The organism is Agromyces sp. H66 (assembly GCF_004959775.1).
GTDB lineage: Bacteria > Actinomycetota > Actinomycetes > Actinomycetales > Microbacteriaceae > Agromyces.
The window spans coordinates 330608-344360 of sequence record NZ_SJZG01000003.1 but is presented as its reverse complement, the minus strand read 5'-3'; the positions used below and the strand labels follow the sequence as shown (position 1 = coordinate 344360).

Below are 13753 nucleotides of genomic sequence, written 5' to 3'. Positions count from 1 at the left end.
TCGCGGCGGCACTCAGCCGGCGGCGAGCTCCCTGACCGAGCCGTTGAGGGTCGAGGCATCCGCCTCCCAGAGGTCGACGACGGATGTCGCGAGCCGATCCTCCAGGCCCGAGAGCGCGCTCACCCGGAACGTCACGGCCGCCGCGGCTCCCCCCGATCCCTCGGACCGTCGAGCGGCGGCGAAGCCATGGGCGAGCGACCGCATCCACGACTCGCTCGCCGCCTTGACGGCCGTGTAGTTGGCCGATCCTGCCGTCGGCGCCGTCACGGTCGTCGACGACACGATGGCGATGCGGCCGGCCGGCGAGGCGACGAGGTCGTCCCAGAATGCCCGGCTCACGTAGCGGAGCGCCGTGAACGAGCGCTCGAGCACGCGATAGTCCTCCTCGGTCTGACCGGCGATGCCGCCGCCGCCGCGCCAGCCGCCGACGAGGTGCGCGACGCCGTCGACGTCGCCGACGCGGGCGTGCACGCGCATCGCGAGTTCGAGCACGTCGTCGCCGTCGGTGAGGTCGGCGCGTTCGCCGACGACGCCCGGCAGCTCTGCCTCGAGCGCGTCGATGCGGCCCTGGTCGCTGCCGACCGCGATGACGCGCGCCCCGGCGTCGAGGAGCGCACGCGCGACCGCCCGGCCCGACGCGCTCGTCGCCCCGGCGATCAGCACGGTGCGCCCCTCGACCGACACGTCAGGCCTCCGTGGTGCCGGTGATGCCGACCGTCGACTCGATGACCGGCTTCATCTTCTTGTCGAGGGCCTCGTAGAACATCGACAGCGGGAACTCGTCGTCCATCACGAGATCGGTATAGCCCTTGGGCGGCCCGGCGAGCACCTCACGGGGCAGGCCCTTCGCCCACACCGATGCGGGGTTGGGCGTCAGCACGCTCCGCACCAGGTCGTACGCGGCGAGCCAGTGCACCGTCTTGGGGCGGTCGATCGACTTCCAGTACAGCTCGTCGATCGCGTCGCCGAGCTCGACGACCGCGTCGGGCACGGCGTCCCACGCGAAGCTCAGCTGCACGTCGGTCCATTCGAGTGCGTGCTTCTGGTGCAGCCACGCGAACAGCAGCTGGCCGCCGAGCCCGTCGTAGTTGCGCACCCGCGAGCCCGTGATCGCGAACCGGAAGATCCGATCGAAGATCACCGCGTACTGCACGAGCTTCGCATGCTCGAGCAGCTGCTCCTCGAGATCCGAGAGCGCCGTGCCGGCATCCATCCGCGCGCGCAGGCTGCGCTCGATCTTCACGGCCTCGCGGAACGCCGTGAGGTCGCAGCGCAGCTCCTCGAGCGAGTACAGGAAGTACGGCATCCGCTGCTTGATCATGAACGGGTCGAACGGCAGGTCGCCGCGCATATGCGTGCGGTCGTGGATGATGTCCCACATCACGAACGTGCGTTCGGCGAGCTGCTGGTCGTGCAGCAGGGCGGCGGCCGCGTCGGGCAGCTCGAGCTTCGTGATCTCGGATGCCGCGCGCACCACCCTGCGGTACCGCGCCGCCTCCCGGTCCTGGAAGATCGCCCCCCACGTGAACGGCGGGATCTCGCGCATCGCCACCGTCTCGGGGAACAGCACGGCCGAGTTGGTGTCGTAGCCCGGAGTGAAGTCCACGAGCCGCAGGCTCACGAAGAGCTTGTTGCCGTACTCGCCCGCCTCGAGGGCGGCGACGAACTCGGGCCAGATCGTCTCGACGACGAGCGCCTCGACGTGCCGGTCGGGCGACCCGTTCTGCGTGTACATCGGGAACACCACGAGATGGCGGATGCCGTCGACGCGGTGCAGCTGCGGCTGGAACTCGACGAGCGAGTCGAGGAAGTCGGGCACGCCGAAGCCCTCGGCCTGCCAACGCCGGAAGTCCGTGACGGATGCCGCGAGATACGCGGCCTCGTGCGGGAACCGCGGGGCGAGCGCCTCGATCGACTCCACGATGGCGTCGACGAGGGCGGATGCCTCGGACGTGTCGCCCTGCTCGGGCACCGAACCGTCCTTCGCCTGCAGGCCCTGGAGGCGCGTCGCCGAGCCCTTCAGCGTGAGCCACGCCGGGTCGAGCTCCACGTCGTGCGCGAGTGCGATCTGCTCGGGGGTGACCTCGTCCTCGAGGACCTCGGGTTCGCCGATGATGGCGTCGATCGTGACATTCGACATGTGAACCTCCGTTCCCCGGGTGTCGACCGCGGGTGCGGCCGGTGTGGTCGTGACGCGGCCGATCGGCCGCCCCTTCAAGGCTAGATCGCAGCATCCCGCGATGTGTTGCGGTCGGGCGCGACTTTCTTGCGTGCACGCAAGAAAGCGCGGCGAACTTCACCGCGCCGCGCAACGCTGTCCGAGATGGGCGGCACGCTGCCTGCCGCCGCGCTGCTCGGTAGGCTCCGGACATGGGAGGGGCGGATGCCACGGCCGGAACGGCCGACGAGGTGCGGGCCGCGCTCGCCGAGCACGCCTCGCCCGAGCGGGCCGCCGGGACGGCGCGGTTCTTCAAGACCGGTCCGGGCGAGTACGGCGAGGGCGACCGGTTCATCGGCACCACGCTGCCGGCGACCCGGGCCGTCGTCGCGCGCTTCGCGCACCTCCCGCCCGCCGAGGTCGGCGCGCTCCTCGCGAGCGACGTGCACGAGCACCGGATGACGGCGTTGCTCATCATGGTGCGGCAGTTCCAGGCGGCGAGCCGTCCGCGCACCCGCGACGACGCCGCGCGAGCCGCATTGCACGAGGCGTACCTCGACGCCGTGCGCGGCGGCCGGGTGAACAACTGGGATCTCGTCGACACCTCGGCCCCCGTGCTCGTGGGCGGATTCCTGCTGGAGTCGGGGCGCGGCGACGATCCGCTGTTCGACGAGCTCGCGGCATCCGCTTCGCTGTGGGAACGACGTGTCGGCGTGCTCGCGACGCTCGCATTCCTGAAGGCGGGCGATGGCGAGCCGACCCTGCGCCTCGCGCCGCGGCTGCTCGACGACCGCGAGGACCTCATGCACAAGGCGGTCGGCTGGATGCTCCGCGAGCTCGGCAAGCGCGTGGATCGGGGCGCACTCCTCGGCTTCCTCGACGAGTACGCCCCGCGGATGCCACGGACGATGCTCTCGTACGCGACCGAGCACCTCGCCCCCGACGAGCGCGCCGCCTACCGCGCGATGCGGTGACCGCGGCCGCGCCTCACGCGCCGATACCGACCGGAAGGGCGGGAGCGGATGCCTCGGGCTCGTCGCTCGCGACGCCTGCCGGCTTCGCGGCCCGCACCACCCCGCGACCCGAGGGCAGCAGCAGCGCGACGAGCGCCGATGCCAGCAGGGCCGCCGAGCCGACGAGCACGGCAGGCTGGGCGCCGACGGTGTAGTCGACGGGCGTGAGCGCTCCGCCCGCACCGGTGAACACGGCGGTCGACACGGCGATGCCGAGGGCGACGCCGACCTCGCGGAGCATCGAGTTGGTGCCGCTGGCCTTCGCGTGGTCGTCGGGTGCCATGGTGGCGAGCACGGCGGTCGCCGACGGGGCGAACACCAGCCCCATACCGACGCCGGCCAGGATGAACGGCGCGACGTAGGCGGAGTACGCGATGCCCGCGTCGAGCAGTTGCGACAGCCAGAACAGCGCGACGGCGAGGGCGCCGAGCCCCGCCACGATCAGGGTGCGAGTCCCGAGCCGAGCCGCGAGGGCTCCGGCGAGCGGCGCGACGACCATCGGCGCGAGCGTCCAGGGGGAGGTCTGCCAGGCGGCCTCGAGGGGCGATGCGCCGTGCACGACCTGCAGGAACTGGATGAGGATGAAGATCGCACCGAACGAGCCGAAGGCGAAGCCGAATCCCGCGAGGTTCGCGACGGAGAAGCTGCGATCACGGAAGAGCCGCAGCGGCAGGAGCGGTGCGGCGGCACGCGCCTCCCAAGCCGTGAACGCGAGGAGCAGGGCCGCACCGCCGAGGAGGCTGCCGAGCACCTCGGGGCTGTTCCAGCCCGCGTCGTTCCCCTGCACGATGCCGTAGACGAGGCCGAGGAGCCCGAGACCGGAGAGCGCGAGTCCCACGACGTCGGCCCGGAGGCGTGCGCCGAAGCTGTTCGGCAGGGCGAGCAGGGCGATCGCGACGGACACGACGCCGATCGGCACGTTGAGCCAGAAGATCGCCTGCCACGTCCATCCCTCGATCACGGCGCCGCCGATGAGCGGCCCCGTCGCCACGCCGAGGCCCGCCACGCCGCCCCAGATGCCGATCGCGAGTGGTCGGCGCGCGATCGGCACGGCGCCGGCGAGCAGGGTGAGCGAGAGCGGCATGATCGCGGCGGCACCGAATCCCTGTGCGGCACGGGCGGCGATCAACTGGCCGGGATCGGTCGCAAGGGCGGCGAGCGCGGAGCTCAGGGTGAACACCAGGATGCCGATGACGAAGACGGTTCGCCGGCCGAACCGGTCGCCGAGGGCCACGGCCATGAGGATCGTCGAGGCGAAGGCGAGGGTGTACGCGTTCATGAACCACTGCAGCTCTTCGACGGATGCCCCGAACTCGGCATGGAGCACCGGCAGTGCATTCGTCATGACGAGGTTGTCGAGATTCGCCATGAACATCGGGAGCGCCGTGGCAAGGAGCACGAGCCACATCGGGCTCGGCCTCAGGGTACGCGCCTGGTCGGCGGCTTCGAGGGCGGTGGCTGACACGGAGAACTCCTTGTTGTTATTGAATGATTACTTGGAGAGTAGTAATCGACTGATAACATGTCAAGCATGAGCGTCGACGAGACCCGAACCGCCCCGAGGATGAAGGCCGCCGACCGGCGAGAGCTCATCCTGGCGGCGGCGACCGCCGTGTTCGGCGCGAAGAGCTACGTCGGCACCACGACCGACGAGGTCGCCCGCGCCGCCGGCGTGAGCCAGCCCTACGTCGTGCGACTCTTCGGCACGAAGGCGAAGCTCTACACGGCGGTGATCGAGCGTGCGTACGCCCGCATCATCGAGGATTTCCGGCGGGCCCTGCCGGGTCCGCCCGAGGGCCGCCGGGACCGGATGGCGACCGCCTATGCCGCGCTGCTCGAGGAACGCGGCATGCTGCCGGTCATCGCCAACTCCACCGCCCTCGGCGGCGATCCCGAACTCGGCCCCGTCGCCAGGGCGGGCTTCAACTCCGTCTGGCGCTTCGTGCGGGACGAGGCCGAGTTCAGCGAGCAGGAGACCCGCGACTTCATGGCGAACGGCATGCTCATCAATGCAATCGTGGGTCTCCGACTCGTGGGCGCCTACGGCACCGAGGCGGCGGTGACCGAGATGCTCGACTCGTGCCTCCCCGGCGCGGGCGACCGCGTGCGAGGCCTCCTGCCCGCGGCCGACGAGCCCTGGTGAGTCACGCCCCGGCGCGGGTGCGGAGCAGCGAGATCGCGTAGGCGGTGATCCACGCGAAGCCGAGCGCGACGCCGACGAAGAGCCGCACGCTCGCGCCCGGACCGAACGGCATGCACAGGACGAGGCAGGTGATGCCGATGACGCGCGACCAGACGGCGTACCCGCGGTGGCCCTCCCACGTCAGTCGGCGTGCCACGACGAAGGTCACCGCAACGAGTGCGAGGAACGCGAGCGGCGGTGCGAACGCGTGCACCGTGCCGTGGAACGTCCACTCGGTCGGGTAGCCGTCGGGCGTGCCAAGGGGGAATCCGAGGGCGGGATCGGCGGTGAACGCACCGCCGAGGACGAGCCCGATGCCGTACACCGCGAACAGGATCGGTGCCCAACGGCGTGCGGGCCCCGCACCGAGGCTTCGCCGCGTGCCGACGGCGAACGCGAGCATCAGCACGCCCGCGACGATGAAGTTCGTGATCTGCACCCAGCCGAGATCGCCGAGCGAGAGCAGGCTGAGCGGATGCCGCGTCAGGTCGAATCCCTCGCGGGTGAAGACCTGCACGAGCGCCACGACGACGAAGAGGGGCCCGGCGACGGCGCCCGCGGTGACGAGGGTGCGGGTCATCGGGTCCGTCGCGTGCGCGACCCTGCGGTCGTCGACGCTCGGCGCGGTGCTCCGACCGGTGGTGTCGATGTTCATGATGGGGTTCCTTTCAGGCTGTCGTCCCGTCGGTGGTGATCGGGTCGTTCACCAAGACGTCGCCCCGAGGCATCCGTTCTCGACATGGCGCCGGAGGAAAATCTCTCGAGGCCGTGTCGAGAAGCCGGTCGAGCCGCCGTCGCTATCGTGAGGGCACGCCGACGGGGCGTGCCGAGATCGAAGGAGTGGAGCGCGATGCGATTCCTGTGCATGGTGAAGATGGACGAGACGAACCCGCAGGGCGATCCGCCGCCCGAGCTCTACCAGGCGATGGCCGAGTACGACCGGGAGGGCCGCGTGAACGGTACCCTCATCGACAGCCAGGGGCTGCTGCCGAGCGCGGCCGGGGCGATCGTCTCGCTCGCCGACGGACGGATCAAGGCCACCGATGGGCCGTTCGCCGAGGCCAAGGAGCTCGTCGGCGGGTACGCCGTCGTCGACGTGCATTCCCGCGAGGAGGCCGTCGAGCTCGGCCGCCGCCTCATGCAGATCCACGTCGACCACTGGCCCGGCTGGGAGGGCAGCGTCGAGATCCGGCAGATCGCGGAGTACTGATCCCCGGTTGCGCCGCGGCGGTGCGCGTGGTCTCATGCTCGCGTGGGTGACGAGACGACGCGCGCCGCGATCGAGGCGGTCTGGCGGCTCGAGTCCACGCGCCTGATCGCCGCGCTCGTGCGCATCGTGCGAGACGTCGCGCTCGCCGAGGACGTCGCGCAGGACGCGATCGTCGCCGCGCTCGCCGCCTGGCCGGCGACCGGCATCCCCGACAATCCCGGCGCGTGGCTGATGACCACCGCGAAGCGTCGCGCCATCGACGTGTTCCGTGCCCGCGCCCGGCACGACCAGGCGGCGGCCCGGCTCGCGCACGACCTCGCCGAGTCCGTCGACGAGGATCCGACCGCCGGGATCGACCACGTCGAGGACGACGTGCTGCGCCTCATGTTCATCTGCTGCCACCCGGCGCTCACGCCCGAGGCGCAGACGACGCTCACGCTGAAGCTCGTCGCGGGGCTCTCGACGCGGGAGATCGCCCGCGCCTACCTCGCGCCCGAGGCCACCGTGGCGCAACGGGTGTCGCGCGCCAAGCGCACGCTCGCCGAGGCCGGCGCCGCGATCGAGGAGCCGAGCGGCGACGAGCGTGCCGAGCGGCTCGGGACGGTGCTCGGCGTCGTGTACCTGCTCTTCAACGAGGGGTACTCGGCGACCGAGGGCGAGGACTGGACGCGCCCGGCGCTCTGCGACGAGGCGGTGCGCCTCGGCCGCATCCTCACGGCGCTCGTGCCCGGCGACCCCGAGGTGCTGGGACTGGCCGCGCTCATGGAACTGCAGTCGTCGCGTCTCGCCGCCCGAGCGGACGCCGACGGCGAACCCATCCTGCTCGACGCCCAGGACCGCGAGCGGTGGGATGCCACGCGCATCCGCCGCGGCCTCGAGCTCCTCGCCCGCGCCGACGCGCTCGTGGCCGCCGACGGGCCGGACGCCGAGCCTGGTCCGAACGTCCTGCAGGCATCGATCGCCGCGGAGCATGCGCGTGCGACATCCGTCGACGACACCGATTGGGCGCGCATCGCCGCACTCTACGAACGGCTCGGACGCCGCACGGGATCGCCCGTCGTCGAGCTGAACCGCGCCGTCGCGCTCGGCCGGGCGAATGGACCCGAAGCGGGGCTCGCGCTGCTCGACCAACTCGCCGACCTTCCCGCCCTCCGCGGGTACCACCTCGTGCCGAGCGTGCGCGGCGACCTCTACGAGCGGCTCGGACGCGGCGAGGAGGCCGCGGGCGAATTCGAGCGCGCCGCCGCCATGACGTCGAACGCGCGTGAGCGGGCGCTGCTCTCGAGGCGGGCGCGCGCCGCGCGCGACGCCGGCGCCCGAGGACATTCGTCATAGCCAAGCGACCTCGCCCCGCGCCATGATGAGGGCATGACGGACGCACCGGCAGCGAAGCCCGACCGAACCCTCATCGTCCTCCTCTCCGTGATCGGCGCCCTGGTGGTGATCGCCCTCATCGTCGTCTTCACGCGCGGCGAGCCCGAACTGCGCGACGAGTCCACGCCGGAAGGCGTCGTGCAGCGCTACGCCGCCGCCGTCATCGACGGCGACGAGGCCGCCGCGATGGAGTACCTCGTACCCGAACTCGCCGACGACTGCGAACGCGTCGACACCGGCCCGGTGCAGGACATGCGCGTCACCCTCGTCTCCACCACGGAGCGCGACGACACGGCCGACGTCGAGGTGCTCATCGTCATCACCTACGAGGGCGGGCTGTTCGGCTCCTCGCAGTACGAGGAGGAGGGCGTCTTCGACCTCGTGAGGGCCGACGGGAGCTGGCTCATCGAGTCGGCGCCATGGCAGTTCACGGTGTGCAACCCGACGCCGGTGAGGGGATGACCGCCATGGCGAACCAGGTACCGCCGGCCTCCGCCCCGGCTCCCGCCGCCGGCGGTTCGGCGCAGGGCACCGTCCGCCGCCTCATCGTCTACACGATCCTCTTCGCCCTCGTCACCATCGCCGCGATCGGCATCGCGGGCCTCATCGAACGGCTGTTGCGGCTCGGTGACCGGCTCGCGATCGGAGACGACACCGGACTCGCGCTGTCGCTGGCCTTCTCGCTCATCGGCGGACCGCTCGCGGCCGTGCTCTGGTGGGCGGTCTGGCGCCGGCTCCGCGAGGAATCCGAGCGCACCTCGCTCGCGTGGGGGCTCTATCTGTCGGTCATGTACACCGTTTCGCTGATCGTGGCGGCCACGGCGCTGGTCAGCACGGCGACGGCAGGCGTGGACGGCCGGTGGCTCCCCGACAGCTTCGCCATCGGCGTGGCGTGGGCCGGCGTCTGGATGTGGCACCGCTGGATGTGGCGGGATCCCGTCAGGCGGCCGGTGCGGCTCGGCACGGTGCCCGCCGTCGCCGGGTCGGTGTACGGCCTCGTGATCGGCGTCGGCGGCACCGTGAACGCGCTCGGGTCGCTCTTCGACACGGCCATCCGCGGCGTCTCCGCGCAGGCGATCGCGGGCGGACCCTGGTGGCGGAGCGTGATCGAGGGGCTCATCTGGGCGGCGGTCGGCGGGCTCATCTGGTGGTGGCATTGGTACCGAGACGGCACGAAGCGCCTGAACACCGGTCTCGCCGCCGTGGCCCTCGTCGTCGTCGGCGTGATGGGGGCGGGCATCCTGATGCTCGGCGGCCTCGGCACCGCGCTGTACGTGGGACTCCGCCTCGCCTTCGACCCGAGCGACCCGGCGAGCGAGATCCTCCGCCCGCTCGGGACCGCGCTCGCGGCCCTCCTCGTCGGCGCCGTGGTCTGGCTCCACCACCGCCGGATCGCGGCCGAGCGCTCCGACGCCACACATCGGGCGAGCACGCTCGTGATGTCGGCGGTCGGTCTCGCGGCGGCCGCCTCGGGGATCGGCGTGGTGCTGAACGCCACCCTCGCGGCACTCGTCAGCCCGCTCGCGGCATCCGACACCCGTGCCCTCCTCCTCGGCGGCATCAGCGCCCTCGTCGTCGGCGGGCCCGTCTGGTGGCTGAACTGGAAGCCCACGAGGCGCCCCGGACCGGCCGAGATCGCGTACGTCGGCCGTCGCGTGTACCTCGTCGCCGTGTTCGGCGTGAGCGCCGTCGTGGCGCTCGTCGCCCTGCTGGTGGTCGGCTTCCGGCTGTTCGAGTTCTTCCTCGTCGAGGCGTCGGGTGCGAGCCTGATCGATCGCGTGCGCGCGCCGCTCGGGCTCCTCGTCGCCACGGCGCTCGTCTTCGGGTACCACTTCGCCGTCTGGCGGCACGACCGATCGGTGATCGCCGCCGAGGGGCTCGTGCCCGAGCGGCGCATCGGCCGCGTCGTCCTCGTCACGGCCGGCGACGCCGAGGTGCTCGAACGCGCCGTGCGCGACGCCACCGGGGCATCCGTCACCGTCTGGCGGCGAGCCGTGCCGGAGCCGGGGGTGCTCGCGGAGGTCGCGCCGGATGCGCTGTCGGATGCCGCAGCCGTCGTCGGCGCACTCGAGGGCGTCAGCGGCAAGCGGGTGCTCGTACTCGCGGGCCCCGGCGCCGCCGTGGAGGTCGTGCCGCTGGCGGACTGAGTGGCCGCGCGGGGGCTGGCGCTCGGGTCCAGCGCTGCATGGAACCGTTCGACATAGGGTGGCGGAATGACGCGCTCCCGGTGGGGTCGACGACCGGCGGCCCGCGGCCGCGTGGGTCTCGCTCTCACCTGCGCCGCCGTGGTCGCCGCGCTCGTCGGATGCTCGGTGGCCCGGCCCGCGGTCGATGCGTCGCAGCCCGGCGACGATGCGTCGGCCGCGGCATCCACCCCGCCGGCGTCGTCGACCGAGGTGCCGCCGCAGCCGCGAGTGGATGTCGGCTACCCGATGCCACGTCTCGGACCCGAGGAGGCGCCGGGCCTCGTCGCCCGCCTCGCCGCGATGGCCGCGCCCGAGTTCACGGTGGTCGCGCGTTGGGCGACGCCGCCGGGTGCCAGCGTCCTCGGCGATGCGCTCGACACGCGATTCGCGGAGATGGTCCGCGGCTATGCGGAGGAGCACGGCCACGAGTGGTCCCCCGGCGTCGACATCGCACCCGGCGGGGTCGGCGCCCCGTGTGCCCGGCACCCCCTGACCGAGCCCGTCGGCGCGAGCCTCACCGTCGACTGCGCGATCGTCACCGCGACGGGCACGCTGCTCGGCGAGCGGCTCGTCGTGATCCGGCGCGATGGCGCGACCGCGACCGCCGTCGATCGCGCGACCTGGTACGCGGATGCCGCGACCGGCGAGTTCGGCGACGGCGCCGCGCTGTACCGGCCCGGCGCAGAGGCGCGCGTGCTCGCGCTCCTCGCGGAGGGTTTGCGTTCGGCGGGCCTCGCGGGGTCGGCCGACCCGTTCGCCGGCTTCACACCGGAGGGCGTGCGCCGGATCCTCGCGGATACCGTCGTGACCGCCGACGACATCGTCGTGCAGGTGCCGCTGATCGCGACGCCCGACGGGCGCGGGCGAGGGATCGTGGCCGTCCTCGTGCCTGCCCGCCTCGTGGCGCCGTTCCTCAGCCCATTCGGGGTCGCCGTGCAGGCGGCGGTGTCGGGTGCGGCTCCCTACGCGCCGGCGACGGCACCGACGGGTGCCGACCGGGTGGACTGCACACTCGTCGCCTGCGTGTCGATCACGTTCGACGACGGGCCCTCGAGGCACACCGAGGCGCTCATCGACGCACTTCGCGATCTCCGGGCGCCGGCGACGTTCTTCCTGCAGGGCGTGAACGTCGAGGACCACCCCGACGTCGTGGGTCGACTCGTCGCGGAGGAGCACGGGCTCGGCAACCACACCTGGGGCCACCCGTACCTCACCAAGCTGCCCGACCCGGAGGTGCGCGCCGAGATCGAACGCACGCAGGAGGGAATCGAGGCGGCGGCCGAAGTGCAGGCGACCAGCCTGCGACCGCCGTACGGTGACGTCGACCAGCGGGTTCGCGACCTCGCCGGACTGCCGATCGTTCTCTGGGACGTCGACACGGACGACTGGCAGGAGCCGGGCAGCGACGTCGTGGCCGAGCGCGCGATCTCGTGGTCGTCACGCGGCAGCATCGTGTTGATGCACGACACGCACGAGGAGACCGTCGCCGCGGTGCCCGGCATCATCGACGGCCTGCGCGACCGCGGCTTCACGCTCGCGACGGTGAGCGATCAGTTCGGCGGGGTGCTGCCGGGCTCGGGCACGCTGGTGTCGCACGGCCCGCGTTGAGCCGGACTACGCCCAGCGGAGGATGGCCCGGCGCTCGAACAGCCCGATGATCGCGTCGGTGAGCTTGCCGAGCACGGCGAGCAGGATGATCGCCAGGAAGATCCGGTCGATCCGCCCGTTGTTGCCCGAGTCGACGAGGAGGAACCCGAGGCCCATCGAGCTCGCGATGAGCTCGGCCGCCACGAGGAACAGCCACGACTGCGCGAGAGCGAGCCGCAGCGCCGAGAGCGCCGACGGCACGACGGCGGGTAGCTGTACCGTCGCGAAGAGGCTGATGCCGTGCCGGCCGAACGCGCGGCCGGCCTCGAGGAGCTGGCGGTCGACGTGCCGGAGCGCCGCCGCCACGATCGTGTAGACCGGGAAGAACGCACCGATCGCGATGAGGATGATCTTCGACTCCTCGCCGATCTTGAACCACAGGATCAGCAGCGGCACCCACGCGAGCGACGGCACCGCGCGGATCGCGCCGAGCGTCGGCGCGAGCAGGATGTCGCCGAGGCGGCTCAGCCCGACGACGGCGCCGAGGGCGAGGCCGATCGCGGCGCCCGCGGCGAAGCCGAGCAGCACGCGCTGCGTCGAGATCGCCACGTACTGGCCGAGCAGGCCTCGCTGCGCGAGGTCGATCGCCGCGAGCCACACCATCTCGGGGCTCGGTAGCTGCGACACCGGCACGAGTCCGCTCGTCGACACGAGCTGCCAGACGAGGAGCAGCGCGATCGGCAGCAGGGCACCGCCCGCCACGACGAACCAGCGCCGCCGGGTGAGTGGGCGCCGGCTGCGCGGCTCCCGCGATCGAGGGGCGACGGATGCCGCGGGGCCGGTGCCCTCCGCAGCGCGGCGTCCGTCATTGCCCGACCCGCCGTGCGATCCGGCCGCCGCGGCGGGCCGGCCGGCGACGGCGGGCGCCGCGTGGGGCCGGTCGGGAGACATGGGGCGTGGTCCTACTCGAAGCGGGCCGCGTCGGCCCGCTTCACGAACTCGTCGTCGATGAGCGTGGCGAGCGCCGCATCCACCTGCTGCTGCGTGGCGACGTCGCCGAGCTCGACGAAGATCGGACCGATCTTCTCGAGCACCTCCACCTGGGCGGCGCCCGGCACGGGGTCGACGTCGAGGTTCGAGCGCTCGGTGATCACCTTCGTGGCCACCGCGAGGTCGAGGCCGGCGACCTCGGCGAGGATCTCGGCGGTCTCCTCGGGGTGTTCGGCGGCCCAGGCTCGAGCGCTCTCGTACGCGTCGATGACGGCCTGCGCGACGTCGGGCTTCTCGGCGAGGAACGACTCGGTGGCGTTCAGGAAGCCGTAGCTGTTGAAGTCGACATTGCGGAAGAACAGCGTCGCCCCCTCTTCCTCGGCGCCCGCCATGATCGGGTCGAGGCCCGCCCACGCGTCGACCGAACCGTTCTGCAGGGCCGCCCAGCCGTCGGCGTGCTGCAGGTTCTGCAGCACGATGTCGTCGGGCGAGAGGCCCTCGGCCTCGAGTGCCTGCAAGAGGAAGAAGTACGGGTCGGTGCCCTTGGTGGCGGCGACCTGCGTGCCCTTCAGGTCTTCGACGGACCCGATCGACGAACCCGCCGGCGCGACGAGCGCCGACCACTCGGGCTGCGAGTAGATGTCGATGACGTGGATCGGCGAGCCGTTCGAGCGCGCGAGCAGGGCCGCCGAGCCCGCCGTCGATCCGACGTCGATGGCGCCGGCCCGCAGCGCCTCGTTGGCCTTGTTCGAGCCCGCCGACTGCACCCACGTCACGGTGAGGCCGGCGTCCTCGAGCCAGCCCTGGTCCTTGATGATGAGGCTCAGCGGGTTGTAGGTCGCGAAGTCGATGTTCAGCGTCTGGCCCTCGAGCGACGCGGCGGCACCGGATGCCGCGGGCTCGGGCTCTGCGGCCTGGCCCTCGCCGGCGACGCAGCCCGAGAGCAGGAGCGCGGTGGCGGCGGCGCCCGCGATGAGCGCGGACGTGAGGAACGGGGTGCGGGACATGGGGCTCCTTGGGTGGGTCGTGCGACGCGGGATGCCGTGGCGCGTC

The 13753-nt window shown here is 72.2% G+C and carries 13 protein-coding genes; 7 read left to right on the top strand and 6 right to left on the bottom strand.

Features of this window, described 5'->3' with window-relative positions; translation table 11 throughout:
* Window positions 1–12: 12 nt before the first annotated feature.
* Window positions 13–684, bottom strand: coding sequence for an SDR family NAD(P)-dependent oxidoreductase (locus tag EZM51_RS07480; protein ID WP_248305512.1), 672 nt, complete (start codon window positions 682–684; stop codon window positions 13–15).
* A 1-nt stretch (window position 685) separates the two neighbouring features.
* Window positions 686–2140, bottom strand: a complete 1455-nt coding sequence (locus EZM51_RS07475; RefSeq protein ID WP_136707614.1) for a DUF6421 family protein — start codon at window positions 2138–2140, stop codon at window positions 686–688.
* A gap of 230 nt (window positions 2141–2370) precedes the next feature.
* Between EZM51_RS07475 and EZM51_RS07470 the strand changes: the two genes are divergently transcribed.
* Complete coding sequence (locus EZM51_RS07470; protein WP_136707613.1) at window positions 2371–3132, top strand: DNA alkylation repair protein; 762 nt, start codon at window positions 2371–2373, stop codon at window positions 3130–3132.
* A 13-nt stretch (window positions 3133–3145) separates the two neighbouring features.
* Here EZM51_RS07470 and EZM51_RS07465 read toward each other — a convergent pair whose 3' ends face one another.
* Window positions 3146–4636, bottom strand: coding sequence for a DHA2 family efflux MFS transporter permease subunit (locus tag EZM51_RS07465; RefSeq protein WP_248305511.1), 1491 nt, complete (start codon window positions 4634–4636; stop codon window positions 3146–3148).
* Between the two features lie 57 nt (window positions 4637–4693).
* Between EZM51_RS07465 and EZM51_RS07460 the strand changes: the two genes are divergently transcribed.
* Entirely contained in the window at window positions 4694–5314 is a 621-nt protein-coding gene (locus EZM51_RS07460) for a helix-turn-helix domain-containing protein (protein ID WP_136707612.1), read from the top strand.
* A gap of 1 nt (window position 5315) precedes the next feature.
* Here EZM51_RS07460 and EZM51_RS07455 read toward each other — a convergent pair whose 3' ends face one another.
* Entirely contained in the window at window positions 5316–6008 is a 693-nt protein-coding gene (locus tag EZM51_RS07455) for a DUF998 domain-containing protein (protein ID WP_211195844.1), read from the bottom strand.
* A gap of 195 nt (window positions 6009–6203) precedes the next feature.
* Here EZM51_RS07455 and EZM51_RS07450 point away from each other — a divergent pair, with 195 nt between their 5' ends.
* The 5 genes from EZM51_RS07450 (at window position 6204) to EZM51_RS07430 (ending at window position 11731) form a co-directional block, all read left to right on the top strand.
* Window positions 6204–6563 carry a YciI family protein gene (locus EZM51_RS07450; protein WP_169053818.1) on the top strand — a complete coding sequence of 120 codons (360 nt, stop codon included), beginning with the start codon at window positions 6204–6206 and terminating at the stop codon, window positions 6561–6563.
* A 42-nt stretch (window positions 6564–6605) separates the two neighbouring features.
* Entirely contained in the window at window positions 6606–7898 is a 1293-nt protein-coding gene (locus EZM51_RS07445) for an RNA polymerase sigma factor (protein WP_136707610.1), read from the top strand.
* 33 nt (window positions 7899–7931) lie between these two features.
* Entirely contained in the window at window positions 7932–8399 is a 468-nt protein-coding gene (locus EZM51_RS07440; protein ID WP_136707609.1) for a hypothetical protein, read from the top strand.
* Complete coding sequence (locus EZM51_RS07435) at window positions 8357–10084, top strand: DUF5671 domain-containing protein (protein WP_248305510.1); 1728 nt, start codon at window positions 8357–8359, stop codon at window positions 10082–10084. Before EZM51_RS07440 ends, EZM51_RS07435 begins: the two co-directional genes overlap by 43 nt.
* 66 nt (window positions 10085–10150) lie before the next feature.
* Window positions 10151–11731 carry a polysaccharide deacetylase family protein gene (locus EZM51_RS07430; RefSeq protein WP_136707607.1) on the top strand — a complete coding sequence of 527 codons (1581 nt, stop codon included), beginning with the start codon at window positions 10151–10153 and terminating at the stop codon, window positions 11729–11731.
* Between the two features lie 6 nt (window positions 11732–11737).
* On the opposite strand, the gene EZM51_RS07425 is transcribed toward EZM51_RS07430, so the two are convergent.
* Complete coding sequence (locus tag EZM51_RS07425; RefSeq protein WP_211195843.1) at window positions 11738–12661, bottom strand: ABC transporter permease; 924 nt, start codon at window positions 12659–12661, stop codon at window positions 11738–11740.
* A gap of 11 nt (window positions 12662–12672) precedes the next feature.
* Window positions 12673–13707, bottom strand: a complete 1035-nt coding sequence (locus tag EZM51_RS07420; protein ID WP_136707606.1) for an aliphatic sulfonate ABC transporter substrate-binding protein — start codon at window positions 13705–13707, stop codon at window positions 12673–12675.
* Window positions 13708–13753 lie beyond the last annotated feature (46 nt).